Genomic DNA, 14,969 nt, shown 5'->3' with positions numbered 1-14,969 from the left:
GGCCGCGCGCAACCGCGACGGCTGGCGCATCCCGCCGATGCCGACGCCGCGTTGGAATCAATCAGGCGCGCTTGTTGCGCGGGTCATGCACCGCGCGCGTCGCGGACGGCCTGAGCGACCTTTGTCGCCTGCGACACTCGTCCGATCTTGGCGCCTGCAATGATCTTTCGCCGGCGTTCGCTTGGCTTCGGCGCCATGCCTTCGCCCGCGGCGCCTCCGGCCGAGGGACGCGTTGTGAAGTTCGCGGCCCGGTGCAGTGCGAGGGCCTTTCGCGCCGCTTCGACATGTGCGGTCCGGGCCGCCAAATTGTGCTGACGCCGGAGCTCCGTGTTGACCCGTTTCAGCGCCGCTGCGAAGACCTGTTTTCGCTCTGACGCATGCTTGGCGGTTCCCGGAAAGCTCGTGCCGCGAGCCTCGGCTTTTCCGCGGCTCTCTCGTTGCTTCTGTCGGCCGACCGTTCGCTCCTTGTCGCGCATCTTGCGCAAGCGGGGTCGCATGGCCTCGAGCTCAGCCACCTCGACGCTGTAGATGGCGGGATGATGCGTCAGGCGGATCGCCTCATATTCTTCATGGCTGAGGATGCTGCGTTCGAACTTGCAGGCGACCGACATTCCTATTCCTCCTTTGATCTTCTTGAATCTAGGGGCAGAAGGACACGTCCAGCTCTGGCGGATCATAGCTGCAATGCCGCCGGATGGCTAATCTGCCACTATGCAAACCCGGCCAGCGCTTCGATCGCAGTGATCGATTGCCTTGCTATGGCGTCAAGGCACAGTGGCTCCTACTTTGGGCTCCTACTTTTCTGCTTCGTCGTCCTTGAGACGAATTCCCTCAGTCCGCAGAGCCGCAAAGAGAGCCGCGATATCTTCAGGCTCCATATTGTTGGGGCACATCCCGTTCAGTTGCTCGGTTGTGATCGTGCCGCTTCTCCTGGCGATGTCCTTTGCCTTCGCCATGATCTTCTGAAGGTCCATCTGTGTTCCTCCGCGAGGGACACACTCTACGCCCGCCACCCATGCATGTCGCCTTCTAAGCGGCGCGGGCCTGTGGCTGCACTGAAGGATCGGTTCGCTTCGCTTCGAGTTGAGACAATTTCGTTCGAAGTTCGCCATCGGAACTAAGCAGCGACCGCAACTTTGTCTCGCATGTTCGGTTAAACTGCGACATAATCCATGTCTCGCGTGCTGGTGAGCATGGATTCATGAACCGCAGCCCCGTGCTCGTAGACCTGGCGCTTCAAGGTGGGGGATCGCACGGTGCGTTCACGTGGGGTGTCCTGGATCGCCTTCTCGAAGAGTCATGGTTTCAGATTGCGGGCATATCCGGGACATCGGCCGGAGCGATGAACGCAGCCGTGCTGGCGGATGGTTGGACCGCGGGCGGCGCTGCCGGTGCACGCGAAGCGCTTGAAAAATATTGGCGAAGCGTCTCGCGCGCCGCCGCATTCAGTCCGTTGCAACGGTCGCCGCTCGACCGCCTGATGGGACGCTGGTCGCTTGACAGCTCCCCGGCCTATCTCTTCACCGATTTGATGTCGCGGATGCTTTCACCTTACGACCTCAATCCTCTTGGCTTCAATCCGCTACGCGACATATTGAACGACAGCATCGATTTCGAGCGTCTTGCACGCGCGCCGATCAAGCTCTTCATAACCGCCACACGCGTGCGTACGGGCCGCGGACGGATTTTTCGCAACGCGGAGATTACCGCGGATGTCCTGCTTGCGTCGGCTTGCCTGCCAACGATGTTTCGCGCGATCGAGATCGATGGCGAGCCCTATTGGGACGGCGGCTATGCGGGTAATCCCACCATTACGCCGCTCGTTCGCGAGACCGACGCGCGCGACACCGTCGTCGTCCAGATCAACCCGACCGAGCGGCCGGAGCAGCCGCGCACGGCCGCTGACATTCTCAACCGGCTTAACGAGATCTCATTCAACTCGCCGCTGGCAAAGGAGCTGCGGATGATCGCGTTGCTTCGCCAGGTCGCCGACCCAGGTACCGGGGAAGGCGCCCGCTGGGCGCAGATGAAGACGCACCGGATCAAGAGCGACATGCTTGCGACATTCGGTTCGTCATCCAAGCTTAATGCCGAATGGGCGTTCGTGGCCAAGCTGCACGAGGAAGGGCGGCGAGCCGCCGGCGAATTCCTCGACGCGCATGGCGCCGATCTCGGTGAGCGTTCGACGGCGGATCTGGATATTCTGCTGGCGGAGTGCTGAGACGATGGGTCTTCTCGGCATTCTCGTCGGGCTTGGACTGCTGGTCTGTCTTGCTTTTCGCGGTTGGAGCGTGCTGCTGCTCGCGCCGCTCTGTGCGCTGGTGGCCGCGGCCTTCGGTGGCGAGCCGCTGCTTGCCAACTGGACGCAGACCTTCATGGGTAGTGCGTCGGAGTTTCTCGCGCAGTTCTTTCCTATTTTTCTGCTTGGCGCCGTGTTCGGAAAGCTGATGGATGACAGCGGCGCGGTCGCTGCGGTCGCGGGCTTCATCTCCCGGTGCCTGGGCGAACGCCGGATCATCCTCGCGGTCGTGCTCGCAGGCGCACTGGTCACATACGGCGGCGTCAGCCTCTTCGTCGCCTTCTTTGTCATCGTTCCGATGGCGCAGTCGCTGTTTCGCACGGCGGGGATTCCACGTCGTCTGGTACCGGCGGCGGTCATTCTCGGGACTTCGACCTTCACCATGTCGGCGCTGCCGGGCACGCCGTCGATACAAAATGCGATACCGATGCCTTTCTTCGGCACGACCCCCTTTGCCGCACCGGGCCTCGGTGTTGTCGCATCGATCATCATGCTGGGCGTTGGGCTGTGGTGGCTTCTTCGCGCGGAAAAAGCGGCGCATCGGGCAAAAGAGGGTTATGGCGACGAGCCGCCGGATCCGGCGGATGCCGCCGACGATGAGCTGTTGCGCGAGCGGGCTACGACGGCGCGAGAATTCGACCCGGCGGAGCTCCGCCACGGATATCACAGCAGCGCCGCTGTCCCGATTTTCAACGCCATCCTTCCCCTGATCGTCGTCGTCGCCGTCAATCTGGTGATGTCGCTCGTTGTGCTGCCTCGGCTTGATTTCTCGTTCCTGGCCGAACAGCGATGGGGAAATACATCGCTGGCTGCCGTGGCCGGTGTCTGGTCGGTTGTCGTGGCGTTGGCGGGAGCGATCGTGACGGTCATCCTCTGCAACTGGACACGGTTGCCCGCACTACGACGAACCATGGATGCGGGTGCCAACGCGTCGGTCTTGCCGGCCCTGAGCGTCGCAAGCCTTGTCGGATTCGGCGCCGTTATCGCCTCGCTTCCCGCTTTCGGCGTGGTGCGGGACTGGGTGCTACAAATTGAGGGAGGTCCATTGGTATCGCTCGCGGTCGCGACGAACATCCTTGCCGCGCTGACGGGGTCGGCTTCCGGCGGCTTGACGATCGCGCTCGATGCGTTGGGCCAGACTTATATGCACCTTGCCGCGGAGGCGGGTATTGACCCCGGCCTTTTGCATCGCGTCGCGGTGATCGGCTCGGGAACACTGGACATTTTGCCTCACAACGGCGCGGTCGTTAGCCTGCTTGCGATCTGTGGGCTCAAGCATCGCGACAGCTATCTCGACATTGTCATGGTCGGCATTGTGAGTTCTGTCATTGCTCTCGCAGCGGTGATTGCGATCGGCACCGCTTTCGGGTCGTTCTGACGCAAGGGTGATGGTCGGCGCTGCCGGCCGCAAGGCGAGCCTGGCTGGAATGACGGTCATCTGAAAATGGCGAGGGGCCCGGCGCATCACGCCGAGCCCCTCATTGGTAGAAGCATCAGCCGGCCTGTAAGCCGGGTTCTGTAGGGCACCATTCTTGCGAATGATGCGCGACGGCCATTCCTCTGGGACAAGGTTTGCACCTTGCCTCGGGCAACCTACCCGGACAGCGGGCCTGACATCGCCCTGCGGTGTTATCGCGCATGCGCGAACTAACCGCGTTGCCGTCCCTATTCGGTTTTGCTCCCGGTGTGGTTTGCCATGCCGTCTCCGTTGCCGGAAACGCGGTGCGCTCTTACCGCACCTTTTCACCCTTACTTCCTCCGAGGAGGGAGCGGTTCGTTCTCTGTGGCACTTTCCCTGGGGTCGCCCCCGCCGGATGTTATCCGGCACCGCATGTCGATGGAGCCCGGACTTTCCTCTCCCGCGGCCTTTCGGCGCTTGCGGGAGCGGCCGTCCGGCCGACTGACGGCGTACGCATGCGGGCTTTGGCCGCCCGCGTCAAGCGATTGCGATGGTTAATCCTTGGCTTGGCGCCCGGCCGGTCCTCGATTTTGACATTCGCAGAGGAGGAGCCTTTGATATCGATTTGATCGATTCAAAGGTCGAGGCGCCATGGATACCGAACTGGCCCGGACGTTCCTGACGGTGGTGAGCGCCGGCAACTTCATCACCGCGGCGGACCGGCTGCATGTCAGCCAGTCGACCGTCAGCACCCGCATCCACACGCTCGAGCAGCAGCTCGGCTGCGTGCTGTTCGTGCGCAACAAGGCCGGCACCACGCTGACGCCGGCGGGCCGGCAGTTTCAGCGCCACGCCTCGGTGCTGGTCCGTACCGTCGAGCAGGCGCGCCATGACGTCGGAATTCCCAAGGGATTTTCCGCGACGCTGGTGGTCGGCGGTCGCATCGGCCTTTGGGAAGAGTATCTGCTGCGCTGGCTGCCGCTGATGACGCGCGCGCATCCCGACATCTCGATCCGCGCCGAGAGCGCGCTCGAGCCCGAGCTGATGCAGGGGCTGGTCGAGGGACGCATCGACATCGGCGTGATGTACACGCCGCAGAGCCGCCCCGGCCTCAAAGTCGAACAGCTGTTCGAAGAGCAGCTCATCCTGGTGTCGACCGATCCGAAGGGCGCGCCGGAGCCGGGACCGGGCTATGTCTATGTCGATTGGGGACCCGAATTCTACGCGCGCCACGCCACGCTGTTTCCGAATTTCGCCGGCCCCGCGCTGACGGTGAACATCGGCTGGCTCGGCTTGCAGCATCTCTTGGAGAATGGCGGCTCCGGATTCTTTGCGCGCCGTATCGTGGAGCCGCTCTTGAAGGCGCGGCGGCTGCACGCCGTCGCCGGCGCACCTGGCTTTGCGATGCCGGCCTATGTCGCCTATCCGGCTGACAGCCAGGACGATCACCTGGCGCGCGCGGTCGAGGCCATGCATCGGCTCGCCGCATCCCAGGTTAACACGAGCGCGGACCTCCCGCGGGCCAAGCCCGCCACGCGGCGGCGGCGCTGACCGCGATTGCTATCGGCATCGTCGATCAGTTCCATCGGCTTTCTTCGCTTGTCAAGGCAAACGTCCGCGTTCACAGCAGGATCGGGATCAGCAGGAGGTCAAAACGATGGATATTGCGGCTGCGGTGGGAGATGCATTGTTCAATGGAGCATCCGACGCGATCGTTGCGACCGATGCCGAAGGCCGCATCACGCTGTGGAATCCCGGCGCGGTCAGGATGTTCGGCTTCAGCGCCGAGGAGGCGATCGGACAATCGCTCGATCTAATCATTCCGGAGAATCTGCGCGCGCGTCACTGGGCCGGCTTCCGGCACACGATGGCGACCGGGACGAGCCGCTACGGCCAGGGCGATCTGCTGTCGGTGCCGGCGCTGACCAGGCACGGGACGCGCATCTCCGTCGAGTTCACCATCGTGATGCTGCACGATGCGGCGCACAAGGTCGCCGGCACCGTCGCCGTGATGCGTGACGTGACCAAGCGTTTCGAGGAACTCAAGGAGTTGCAGCGCCGCGCCGCGCAGCAGGCCCGTTCATCGTCGTAAAGGCTGTGAAGCCATGCCGTCATTGCGAGGAGCGGTAGCGACGAAGCAATCCATCGCTCCGCATATGCGGACAGATGGATTGCTTCGCTTCGCTCGCAATGACGCGGATAAGGCCACAAGCTCTAGGTCATCCCCTTCGGGAGCCGGTCACGGCAGCTGGAGCTACTTTCCCGATCGCAGGCGGGTCTCCGCCAGCGCGGTCACGAGGCCGATGATCAGCATCGAGGCGACGATGTCGGCTTCCGCACCGAAACCAAATGCGATCATCGTCGCTGCGGCAACCGCCGCAAGGATCGCGATGGTCAGCCCTTCGTCGGCGATCAGCTGACGCAGCGCCTTCAGGCGCGTGGTGCCCCGTTGCATTGCCCGCTCACACGCCGAGCGGATGGCCGCCCGCGGCGATGGTCGAGGCGACCTGACTGGCGTGGTGGCGCGGTTTCGCCGCGATCCGGCTGCGCAGGATTCGGTACAGCATCGACAGCAGCAGCCGGGGAAGGCGTGTTGCTGTCTGCGGTAGTGGTGTCATGGCGAAGTCCCTCGGGCATCCCGACCCAAAGGCTACGCGCTGCCATGAATTTAACAAACGAATAATACTGGCGATTACTATCGGATTATCCGATATAAGCCCGCGGCCCGCCGGGCAGGCGAGGCATTCACGCCGGGCGGCCAAAATAATTTATCCTGACGATGTCGTCCTGCGTGTGGCCCGTTCGACTGGGTGTCGGCGATCCAGCCGATCAAGAGGAGTTCTCAAGATGCAATATCTGTTGCTGATCTACCGGAGCGACGCGGAATATGGCGGCATGAATGCCGACGACCGCAAGGCCCTGTCCGCGGAATATGCCGTCTACACCCAGTCCATCATCCAGAGCGGACATTTCAAGGGGGGAGACGGGCTGCAGCCGGTGTCGACCGCGACCACCGTGCGGGTGCGCGACGGCAAGACGCTGACGACCGACGGGCCGTTTGCGGAAACCCGCGAACAGCTCGGCGGCTACTATCTCGTCGATGCCAAGGATCTCGACACGGCGCTCGGCCTTGCGGCGCGGATTCCCGGCGCCAAGACCGGCTCGATCGAAGTCAGGCCGGTGATGATCTACGACAAGTGATGCTTTCGTCGTTCCGGGGCGCGCGAAGCGCGAACCCCAATGCGCAATTGCGCATTGGGGAACCTCGAGATTCCGGGTTCGATGCTTCGCATCGCCCCGGAATGACGGTGAGACCATGACCCCCAGCCAGATCGAAAAAGTGTTTCGCGACGAGGCGGGCCGGGCGCTTGCAACGCTGATCCGGCTCGTCGGCGATTTCGATCTGGCCGAGGATTCGCTTCAGGATGCCTTTGCGGTGGCGCTGCAACGCTGGCCGATCGGCGAATTCCCCTCCAATCCGCGCGCCTGGCTGGTCAATGTCGGCCGCAACAAGGCGATCGACCGCGTCCGTCGCGCCGCGACGTTTCGCGGCAAGCAGCAGGAGCTGACGCATCAGATCCTGCTCGATGCGGAGTCCTCGCCCGAGCCGGCCGATGCAACGCTCGACGATGACATGCTGCGGCTGATCTTCACCTGCTGCCATCCGTCCTTTGCCGCCGAGGTCCAGGTCGCGCTGACCTTGCGCACGGTGTGCGGGCTGACGACGGTCGAGGTCGCGCGTGCCTTCCTGGTGAGCGAGGACGCCATGGCGCAGCGCCTCTTGCGCGCCAAGCAAAAGATAAAACTCGCCGGCATTCCCTATGAGGTGCCGGAGCGCGAGGCGCTGGAGCCGCGCCTCACCGGCGTGCTCGCCGTGATCTACCTCGTCTTCACCGAAGGTTACGCGGCGACCGCCGGCGAGGATCTGATGCGGCCCGATCTTGCGCGCGAGGCGATCCGGCTGGCGCGGCTGATCGATGCGCTGATACCGGCGCGTGGCGAGATCAAGGGGCTGTTGGCGCTGATGCTGCTGCATGATGCGCGGCGCGCCGGCCGCCAGACCGCCGGCGGCGATATCGTGCTGCTCGAGGAGCAGGACCGTTCGCTGTGGGATTTCCAGCAGATCGCCGAAGGCCTCGAATTGGTCGAGGAGGCGCTGCGGATGCCGGGCCGGCCGCAGTCCTACGCCGTGCAGGCCGCGATCGCCGCGCTGCACGCGCGGGCGCCGAGTTACAAGGACACCGACTGGCCGCAGATCGCCGGTCTCTATGAGGTGTTGCTGCGCATCAACCCGTCGCCGGTGATCGAGCTCAATCACGCCGCCGCGGTGTCGATGGTCGACGGCCCGGCGCGCGCGCTCGACCTGATCGACGCGCTGGACGCGCGCGGCACTTTGAAGGGATATGACCAGCTGCCCGCGGTGCGCGCCGATTTGCTGCGCCGCCTCGGCCGCAAGGACGAAGCGCGGCAGGCCTATCTCGCCGCAACAGCAGTCACGCAACTCGAACCGCTGCGGCGGCTCCATGCGCGGCGCATCGCCGAGATGGGGTGACGCACCCCATCTCGTGCATGGCCCGTGACGGCGCGCGATTCATCCACGATCGTCAGCGCGCCGTGTGGCGCTGAGCGTGCTCAGTACCCTGTCTTTGCCTTGGCGCCGGTGCTCGACTGCCCGGTCGTCGCCCCACTCGACATGCCGGTCGTGGTGCCGGGTGCCATCTTTGTCTTTTTCTGCGCATGATGGACTTTTTGGGTCTTGTGCTTGGTCGACATGGTCTTGTCCTGGGTCGACATAGCGCTTGCGGCTGTCGGAGCGACGATGAGGCCGATGGCGACAGCTCCGGCGATGAGTGCTTTGAACATGGACGAATCTCCACTCGGACCGCCCCAGCTAGAAAGACGGCATTTGCCGAAAAGTTCCAATGTGCACGAACACTTGGCCGGAAAATGCACCGCTCCTCGCAATGACGGACGGAGGCGAGCCTAGCTCGACGCGACCACCGTCGCCGCATCCGGCGGCAGGCTCTCGAGCAGCGCGTGCAGCGTCGCCATGGTGGAGCGGTCGGCGATCCCGTCGATGCGCTCCGGGCGGAAGTGGCGCTGGAAGGCGGTGACGACCTCCATGGTCGGGCCGTCGAACTTGCCGTTGGTCGGGATGTTGTAGCCGTAGCGCCGGAACGCGGCCTGCATGTTGGACACGCTGTCGCTGATCGCACCGAGCTGCAGCGCGTCGCCGCGCACGACCGGCGCCGGCTGCACCCAGTGCCCGACGCCGGAATTGGCCAGCGAGTGCCACGGGAATTTCTCGCCGGGATCCTTCTTGCGCGCCGGCGCCACGTCGGAATGGCCGAGCACGCGATGCGAGACAATCTTGCGGCGAAGCATGATGCCGCGGCACAGCGCGATCACGGCCGCGATCTGGCGCAGCGGAAAGTCCGGATAGCCCCAATCGTGACCGCGATTGACGATCTCGACGCCGATCGAGCAGGAGTTGATGTCGTCGTCGCCGGCCCATGCCGACACGCCGGCGTGCCAGGCGCGCTTGCTCTCCGGCACGCACTGCACGATGCGGCCGTCCTCGAGCACGATGTAGTGCGCCGAGACCTCGGTGCCGGCCGTGCAGAGCTGGGTGATCGCACCTTCGACGTCGGGCATGCCGGTGTAGTGCAGCACGATCATGTCGGGTTGCCGGCCATTGGCGCGATCGCCGAAGTTCGCCGACGGGATCACGTCGGAGGCGATCGAGGAATCCGGCGTGAACGTCTTCGCGTCCGCCACCCCCTTTGGAACAGGGAGGGCGCGCTGACGCTTCGGATCAGCGTTGCCGGACGAAGACGAACTTGAAGCCATACGAATCACTCAAACCCGAACCAGGAGAAAGCATTTTGACATATGGATAAACAAATAGGCGTTTACTATTCCTTTACCGTGCGGGCCGCGCAATCGACCCCTGCCGGTTCCACGATCCGCACGATGCGCCGCGCCATTGTGCCAGGAACAGGTCTCGAGGGTATCACTCGAATGCGGATCAAAGGCGCGCGGTTCCGCTAACCGATCATCAACGTTTTCTTAACGTTAAGTGCCGTTACTGAGAGGTGAAGTGCCGAACCGGTTTCGGGGGACGGCCAAAGGACGCTGAGCCCCGCTGTTTGCGCGAAATCCCATGGAAACCCTCCCAATTCCGGTCGGATATCAGGATTTGCGGCCGAGGACGGGAGTTGGCGCTGGCGCCACGCAGCGGCTTTTTCACGTGTTTTCAAGCGAAGTGGATACCGGTTCGCGTGAAGAAGACGCGTCAAGACAGGAATCCAGAGCTCCGTTCCGATCGAATCGGAACGAAGAAGGCTCTGGGCGCGAGGATTCGAGACGCAATGAGTCGGCGCGCACCCAGCTTGCATGCCAGTTACGCGGCCCCGCCCGGGAGCGGCGCATGAGCGAGCGTGCGCCGCGTCACATTTCGGTGCTGGGCCGCGAGGCGGTTGCGTATCTCGCTCCGCGCGCCGGCGGCATCTATGTCGACGCGACCTTCGGTGCCGGCGGCTACAGCCGGGCGATCCTCGATGTCGCCGATACCCGCGTGATCGGGATCGACCGCGACCGCACCGCGATAACCGGCGGCTTCGATCTGGTCGACGGCGCGGGCGGTCGGCTCACGCTGGTCGAGGATCGCTTCTCCAACCTCGCCGAGGTCTGCGCGTCGCAGGGGGTGGATGCGGTCGACGGCGTCGTGATGGATGTCGGCGTCTCCTCGATGCAGCTCGACCAGGCCGAGCGCGGCTTCTCGTTCCGCCTCGGCGGTCCGCTCGACATGCGGATGGCCCAGAGCGGCCCGACCGCGGCCGATGTGGTCGCGTCGGCTTCCGAGAAACAGCTCGCCGACATCATCTATATCTTCGGCGAGGAGCGCCATTCGCGTGGCGTTGCCCGCGCCATCGTCGCCGCGCGCAAGGACGCGCCGATCACGACGACCGACGCGCTTGCCGATATCGTCGCGAAGGTCGTGCGCGCCAAGCCGAACGAGATCCATCCGGCGACGCGGACCTTCCAGGCGCTGCGCATCTTCGTCAATGAAGAGCTCGATGAGCTCTATCTGGCGCTCGCAGCCGCCGAGCGCGTGCTGAAGCCGGGCGGCCGGCTCGTCGTGGTTTCGTTCCATTCGCTGGAAGACCGCATCGTCAAGAATTTCCTCACGGAACGCGGCAAGGTCTCCGCCGGCTCGCGGCATTTGCCCGAGGTGGCGCAAGCGGCGCCGAGCTTTCAGATACTGACCAAGCGTCCGGTGACGCCTGATGAGGCCGAGCTTACCGCCAATCCGCGCGCGCGATCGGCCAAGCTGCGTGCCGCCGAACGCACCGCGGCGCCGGTGCACGCCGCCGACGACCTGCCGTCATGGCCGCGCCTGTCCGACCTGAAGCGGGGAGGGTGACGATGCGCCTTCTCCATCTCCTCGTCATCGGCATGCTGATCTTCGCGGCGTCCTATGTCTACCGCATCAAGATGGAATCGACCGCGCGCGTCGAGCGCGTGCTGCAGCTCAATGCCGAGATTCGCGAGCAGCGCAACGCGATCGCCGCGTTGCGCGCCGAATGGGCGAAGCTCGATGCGCCGCTCCGGCTGCAGGGCCTCGCCGAGCGCCATCTGCCGCTGAAGCCGGTCAACGCCAACCAGTACGATTCCCTGAAGAACCTGCCGGAGCGGCCCCCGAGCTTCACGCGGCCCGGTTCGCGCGATCCGATCGGCGCGATGATCGACACCATCGAGGCCGCCGCGGCGCCCGACAGCACGACCGGATCGATCGACAAGGCGGCGACCGACCAGCCGGCCGCCGACCAGCCTGCGCCCGATGACTCCGGGCAGGGCGGGGGAGATCAGCAATGACGGGACCAGCCATGACCGATCCGGCACCCGCCAACACACCGGCCGTGAAGCCCGCCGAGCCCTGGAACCAACGGCTGATCCGCACGCTGCTGTATGGCAGCAATGTCGACCGCGCCGCCAAGGCGCGCGCGCGCGTTGGCCTCGCCATCCTCGCTTTCGCCGCGGTTTATTGCGTGCTGGCGGGGAGGCTGGTGCTGTTCGCCGTCGGCGCCGACAGCCATGGCGCGCGCCGCACCGCCTCGCAGGACGCCATCGCCACGGCGCGGCCGGACATCACCGACCGCAACGGCGAAATCCTCGCAACCGACGTCAAGGCGCCGAGCCTGTTCGCCGAGCCGCGCCGCCTCATCGACAAGGACGAGGCGATCGAGCTCTTGACCGCGGCCCTGCCCGATCTCGACACCAGCGAAGTGCGCGACCGCCTGTCGTCGCGCAAGGGCTTCGTCTGGCTGAAGCGCGAGATCACGCCGAAGCAGCAACTCGACATCCATCGCCTCGGCCTTCCCGGCGTCGGCTTCCTGCGCGAGAACAAGCGCGTCTATCCGACCGGCAACGAGGTCGCCCACCTGATCGGCCTGGTCAACATCGACAACCAGGGCATCGCCGGCATGGAGAAGTGGCTGGACAGCAACGGTCTGGCCGATCTGCATCGCGCGGGCTTCGCCACCGACCGGCTGCAGAAGCCGGTGGAGCTGTCGATCGACCTGCGCGTCGAGCACGCGCTGCGCGACGAACTGCTCAAGGCGAAAGAGAAGTTCAAGGCCAAGGCCGCCTCCGGGCTCGTCTCCAACGTGCGCACCGGCGAGATCGTGGCGATGGTGTCGCTGCCGGATTTCGACCCGAACAATCCGAAGGAGGCGCACGATCCCGATCGCATCAACCGCCTGACCACCGGCGTCTACGAGATGGGCTCGACCTTCAAGGCGTTCACGCTGGCGATGGCGCTGGACAGCGGCCGGTTCGATCTCAACTCGATGTGGGATGCGCGCGGCCCGCTGCACTATGGCAAGTTCGCGATCCATGACGATCACAACATGGGCCGCATGATCAACATGAAGGAAGTGTTCTACTATTCCTCCAACATCGGCGCGGGACGCATTGCGCTGGCGATGGGCGTCGACGCGCACAAGGCTTTCCTGCGCAAGATGGGGCAGCTCGAGCGGCTGCGCACCGAACTGCCGGAGAGCGCGTCGCCGATCGTGCCGAAGAAGTGGGGAGAGTTGAACACCGTCACCATCTCGTTCGGTCACGGCATCGCGGTGGCGCCGCTGCAGGCGGTGATGGGCATCGATGCGCTGGTCAATGGCGGCTACCTGATTCCGCCGACCTTCCTGAAGCGCACCGAGCAGGAGGCGATGGCGCTCGCCAAGCGCGTCATCAAGCCCGAGACCTCGGACAAGATGCGCTATCTGATGCGGCTCAATGCCGAGATCGGCACCGCGAAGAAGGCCGACGTCAAGGGCTACTATATCGGCGGCAAGACCGGCACCGCGGAGAAGGTGATCAACGGCCGCTACGCCAAGAAGCGCGTGCTCAACGCCTTCACCGCGATCCTGCCCGCCGACAATCCGAAATACCAGCTCCTGATCATGCTCGACGAGCCGCAGCCCCTGAAGGAGACCTACGGGTTCATCACCTCGGGCTGGAATGCGGTGCCGACGGGCGGCAATGTGATCGCCCGAATTGCGCCGCTTTTGGGCGTTGAACCGCGATTCGACCTGCCGCCGTCCGACCGCCTTATTCTTGCGGCATCCAGAACAACCCAGTAAGGCGTATATTCACGGCATGATCCGGACCGGAACGGCCGCGTTAGCGAAAAGTGCGATGCGGTTTTCCGGATAGATCATGCTCAAGCGACGGCGCCAGAACGGTGCCGGCCAGACTGGAAGATCATGAGACTTCGCGACCTCTTCGACGCCGATGCCACGATCGATCCAAGTGCCGACACTATCGTCGTCGGAGGGCTTGCGGTCGACAGCCGGGCGGTGAAGCCGGGCGACCTGTTCTTCGCGCTGGCCGGCAGTAGGACCGACGGCGCGCGCTTCGTCGACGCGGCAATCGTTGCCGGCGCGGTCGCGGTCGTCAGCGACCATCTGCCGCAAGGTCACGCTCGCGCCCCCTTCGTCATCACGCCGAATCCGCGCCGCGCGCTGGCGCTCGCTGCGGCCAAATTCTTTTCCCGCCAGCCGGCGACGATCGCGGCGGTGACCGGCACCAGCGGCAAGACCTCGGTCGCAGCGTTCACGCGCCAGATCTGGCAGCGGCTCGGACATTCCTCCGCCAGCATCGGCACCATCGGCCTCGTCTCGGACAAGCGCACGGTCTACGGCTCGCTGACCACGCCGGATCCGATCGCGCTGCATCGCCAGCTCGACGAGATCGCGAGCGACGGCGTCACGCATCTGGCGTTCGAGGCGTCCTCGCACGGCCTCGATCAGTACCGCCTCGACGGCGTGCGCATCGCCGCCGGCGGCTTCACCAATCTGTCGCGCGACCACATGGACTATCATCCTGATGTCGCGCATTACCTCAACGCAAAACTCCGTTTGTTCCGCGATCTGGTCGCTCCAGGCGGCGCGGCGGTGATCTCGGCCGATCATGACTGTTCGGGCGAGGTGATCGATGCGGCGAGCTCGCGCGGCCTGCGTATCATCGCGGTCGGCCGCAACGCCGATGCAAGCGATGGCATCAGGCTCCTCGATGCCGCCATCGAAGGCTTTGCCCAGCGGCTCCTGATCGAGCACCGCGGGCGCAAGCACGCGATCCGGCTGCCGCTGGTCGGCGAATTCCAGATCGAGAATGCGCTGGTCGCGGCCGGGCTTGCGATCGGCACCGGCAGCGCCGCCGATGACGTGTTCGGCTGCCTCGAACATCTCGAAGGCGCCAAGGGCCGGCTGGAATTCGTCGGCGAGCACAATGGCGCGCCGATCTTCGTCGACTACGCCCACAAGCCCGATGCGCTCGCCAAGGCGCTGCAGGCGCTGCGGCCCTATGCCAAGCGCAAGCTCGTCGTGATCTTCGGCGCCGGCGGCGACCGCGACGCCGGCAAGCGCCCGATCATGGGCGCGATCGCGGCCGAGAATGCCGATCAGGTCATCGTCACCGACGACAATCCGCGTAGCGAGAAGCCGGAGGCGATCCGCGCCGCGATCATGGCGACGGCGAAGGGCGCGCGCGAGATCGGCGACCGCGCCGCGGCGATCCGCGCCGGCATTGCCGGCCTCGCGCCGGGCGATGCGCTGGTGGTTGCCGGCAAGGGCCACGAGGTCGGGCAGATCGTCGGCAACACGACGCTGCCGTTCAGCGATCATGAGGCGGTCGCCAGTGCACTGGCTGCGGAGGGCGCATGAGCACCTGTCTCTTATACACATCTGACGCTGCCGACGACCATGG

Annotated in this window: 16 protein-coding genes and 1 other RNA gene; 10 read left to right on the top strand and 7 right to left on the bottom strand. The window is 64.8% G+C overall.

The window, feature by feature from the left end:
• Positions 1 to 83: 83 nt before the first annotated feature.
• Positions 84 to 611: a hypothetical protein gene (locus PMN64_RS26735; RefSeq protein ID WP_411782786.1), complete on the bottom strand. Its 528-nt coding sequence runs from the start codon at positions 609 to 611 to the stop codon at positions 84 to 86.
• 183 nt (positions 612 to 794) lie between these two features.
• Positions 795 to 974, bottom strand: coding sequence for a hypothetical protein (locus PMN64_RS26730; RefSeq protein WP_411782785.1), 180 nt, complete (start codon positions 972 to 974; stop codon positions 795 to 797).
• Between the two features lie 227 nt (positions 975 to 1,201).
• Between PMN64_RS26730 and PMN64_RS26725 the strand changes: the two genes are divergently transcribed.
• Both PMN64_RS26725 and PMN64_RS26720 read left to right on the top strand, forming a co-directional pair.
• On the top strand, positions 1,202 to 2,221 hold the full coding sequence (locus PMN64_RS26725) for a patatin-like phospholipase family protein (RefSeq protein WP_411782784.1): 1,020 nt from the start codon (positions 1,202 to 1,204) through the stop codon (positions 2,219 to 2,221).
• A gap of 4 nt (positions 2,222 to 2,225) precedes the next feature.
• Positions 2,226 to 3,677, top strand: coding sequence for a GntP family permease (locus tag PMN64_RS26720; RefSeq protein ID WP_411782783.1), 1,452 nt, complete (start codon positions 2,226 to 2,228; stop codon positions 3,675 to 3,677).
• Between the two features lie 111 nt (positions 3,678 to 3,788).
• Here PMN64_RS26720 and rnpB read toward each other — a convergent pair.
• Positions 3,789 to 4,203, bottom strand: an RNA gene (gene rnpB / locus PMN64_RS26715) — RNase P RNA component class A.
• Between the two features lie 146 nt (positions 4,204 to 4,349).
• Between rnpB and PMN64_RS26710 the strand changes: the two genes are divergently transcribed.
• Together PMN64_RS26710 and PMN64_RS26705 are read left to right on the top strand one after the other, a co-directional pair.
• A complete protein-coding gene (locus PMN64_RS26710) occupies positions 4,350 to 5,249 on the top strand; it encodes a LysR family transcriptional regulator (protein WP_411782782.1) in 900 nt (299 codons plus the stop codon).
• A 106-nt stretch (positions 5,250 to 5,355) separates the two neighbouring features.
• Positions 5,356 to 5,790, top strand: a complete 435-nt coding sequence (locus PMN64_RS26705; RefSeq protein WP_028342196.1) for a PAS domain-containing protein — start codon at positions 5,356 to 5,358, stop codon at positions 5,788 to 5,790.
• Positions 5,791 to 5,952: 162 nt separating this feature from the next.
• On the opposite strand, the gene PMN64_RS26700 is transcribed toward PMN64_RS26705, so the two are convergent.
• Together PMN64_RS26700 and PMN64_RS26695 are read right to left on the bottom strand one after the other, a co-directional pair.
• Complete coding sequence (locus tag PMN64_RS26700; protein WP_411782781.1) at positions 5,953 to 6,153, bottom strand: hypothetical protein; 201 nt, start codon at positions 6,151 to 6,153, stop codon at positions 5,953 to 5,955.
• Between the two features lie 7 nt (positions 6,154 to 6,160).
• Positions 6,161 to 6,316: a hypothetical protein gene (locus tag PMN64_RS26695; RefSeq protein ID WP_411782780.1), complete on the bottom strand. Its 156-nt coding sequence runs from the start codon at positions 6,314 to 6,316 to the stop codon at positions 6,161 to 6,163.
• 229 nt (positions 6,317 to 6,545) lie between these two features.
• On the opposite strand from PMN64_RS26695, the gene PMN64_RS26690 reads away from it, so the two are divergent.
• Together PMN64_RS26690 and PMN64_RS26685 are read left to right on the top strand one after the other, a co-directional pair.
• Positions 6,546 to 6,899: a YciI family protein gene (locus PMN64_RS26690; RefSeq protein ID WP_411782779.1), complete on the top strand. Its 354-nt coding sequence runs from the start codon at positions 6,546 to 6,548 to the stop codon at positions 6,897 to 6,899.
• Between the two features lie 115 nt (positions 6,900 to 7,014).
• Complete coding sequence (locus tag PMN64_RS26685; protein ID WP_411782778.1) at positions 7,015 to 8,250, top strand: RNA polymerase sigma factor; 1,236 nt, start codon at positions 7,015 to 7,017, stop codon at positions 8,248 to 8,250.
• Between the two features lie 80 nt (positions 8,251 to 8,330).
• Here PMN64_RS26685 and PMN64_RS26680 read toward each other — a convergent pair whose 3' ends face one another.
• Complete coding sequence (locus PMN64_RS26680; RefSeq protein WP_028342192.1) at positions 8,331 to 8,561, bottom strand: hypothetical protein; 231 nt, start codon at positions 8,559 to 8,561, stop codon at positions 8,331 to 8,333.
• Positions 8,562 to 8,681: 120 nt separating this feature from the next.
• On the bottom strand, positions 8,682 to 9,548 hold the full coding sequence (locus tag PMN64_RS26675; RefSeq protein WP_304496442.1) for an N-acetylmuramoyl-L-alanine amidase: 867 nt from the start codon (positions 9,546 to 9,548) through the stop codon (positions 8,682 to 8,684).
• A gap of 580 nt (positions 9,549 to 10,128) precedes the next feature.
• Here PMN64_RS26675 and rsmH point away from each other — a divergent pair.
• From rsmH to PMN64_RS26655, 4 genes are all read left to right on the top strand, one after another.
• The gene (rsmH, locus tag PMN64_RS26670; RefSeq protein WP_411782777.1) at positions 10,129 to 11,124 is read left to right on the top strand and encodes a 16S rRNA (cytosine(1402)-N(4))-methyltransferase RsmH; all 996 of its coding nucleotides are present in this window, start codon (positions 10,129 to 10,131) and stop codon (positions 11,122 to 11,124) included.
• 2 nt (positions 11,125 to 11,126) lie between these two features.
• On the top strand, positions 11,127 to 11,576 hold the full coding sequence (locus PMN64_RS26665; protein ID WP_035632058.1) for a hypothetical protein: 450 nt from the start codon (positions 11,127 to 11,129) through the stop codon (positions 11,574 to 11,576).
• An 11-nt stretch (positions 11,577 to 11,587) separates the two neighbouring features.
• Positions 11,588 to 13,345: a peptidoglycan D,D-transpeptidase FtsI family protein gene (locus tag PMN64_RS26660; protein WP_411782798.1), complete on the top strand. Its 1,758-nt coding sequence runs from the start codon at positions 11,588 to 11,590 to the stop codon at positions 13,343 to 13,345.
• A gap of 123 nt (positions 13,346 to 13,468) precedes the next feature.
• Entirely contained in the window at positions 13,469 to 14,926 is a 1,458-nt protein-coding gene (locus PMN64_RS26655) for a UDP-N-acetylmuramoyl-L-alanyl-D-glutamate--2,6-diaminopimelate ligase (protein WP_411782776.1), read from the top strand.
• Positions 14,927 to 14,969: the final 43 nt, after the last annotated feature.

The sequence above is a fragment of the Bradyrhizobium sp. UFLA01-814 genome (genome assembly GCF_046718885.1).
Taxonomy (GTDB): domain Bacteria; phylum Pseudomonadota; class Alphaproteobacteria; order Rhizobiales; family Xanthobacteraceae; genus Bradyrhizobium; species Bradyrhizobium elkanii.
This window is presented reverse-complemented; position numbering and strand designations above follow the sequence as displayed.

Coding starts and splice junctions, on each gene's coding strand:
- PMN64_RS26735 (WP_411782786.1), bottom strand. CDS start 611: ATGTCGGTCGCCTGCAAGTTCGAACGCAGCATCCTCAGCCATGAAGAA.
- PMN64_RS26730 (WP_411782785.1), bottom strand. CDS start 974: ATGGACCTTCAGAAGATCATGGCGAAGGCAAAGGACATCGCCAGGAGA.
- PMN64_RS26725 (WP_411782784.1), top strand. CDS start 1,202: ATGAACCGCAGCCCCGTGCTCGTAGACCTGGCGCTTCAAGGTGGGGGA.
- PMN64_RS26720 (WP_411782783.1), top strand. CDS start 2,226: ATGGGTCTTCTCGGCATTCTCGTCGGGCTTGGACTGCTGGTCTGTCTT.
- PMN64_RS26710 (WP_411782782.1), top strand. CDS start 4,350: ATGGATACCGAACTGGCCCGGACGTTCCTGACGGTGGTGAGCGCCGGC.
- PMN64_RS26705 (WP_028342196.1), top strand. CDS start 5,356: ATGGATATTGCGGCTGCGGTGGGAGATGCATTGTTCAATGGAGCATCC.
- PMN64_RS26700 (WP_411782781.1), bottom strand. CDS start 6,153: ATGCAACGGGGCACCACGCGCCTGAAGGCGCTGCGTCAGCTGATCGCC.
- PMN64_RS26695 (WP_411782780.1), bottom strand. CDS start 6,316: ATGACACCACTACCGCAGACAGCAACACGCCTTCCCCGGCTGCTGCTG.
- PMN64_RS26690 (WP_411782779.1), top strand. CDS start 6,546: ATGCAATATCTGTTGCTGATCTACCGGAGCGACGCGGAATATGGCGGC.
- PMN64_RS26685 (WP_411782778.1), top strand. CDS start 7,015: ATGACCCCCAGCCAGATCGAAAAAGTGTTTCGCGACGAGGCGGGCCGG.
- PMN64_RS26680 (WP_028342192.1), bottom strand. CDS start 8,561: ATGTTCAAAGCACTCATCGCCGGAGCTGTCGCCATCGGCCTCATCGTC.
- PMN64_RS26675 (WP_304496442.1), bottom strand. CDS start 9,548: ATGGCTTCAAGTTCGTCTTCGTCCGGCAACGCTGATCCGAAGCGTCAG.
- rsmH (WP_411782777.1), top strand. CDS start 10,129: ATGAGCGAGCGTGCGCCGCGTCACATTTCGGTGCTGGGCCGCGAGGCG.
- PMN64_RS26665 (WP_035632058.1), top strand. CDS start 11,127: ATGCGCCTTCTCCATCTCCTCGTCATCGGCATGCTGATCTTCGCGGCG.
- PMN64_RS26660 (WP_411782798.1), top strand. CDS start 11,588: ATGACCGATCCGGCACCCGCCAACACACCGGCCGTGAAGCCCGCCGAG.
- PMN64_RS26655 (WP_411782776.1), top strand. CDS start 13,469: ATGAGACTTCGCGACCTCTTCGACGCCGATGCCACGATCGATCCAAGT.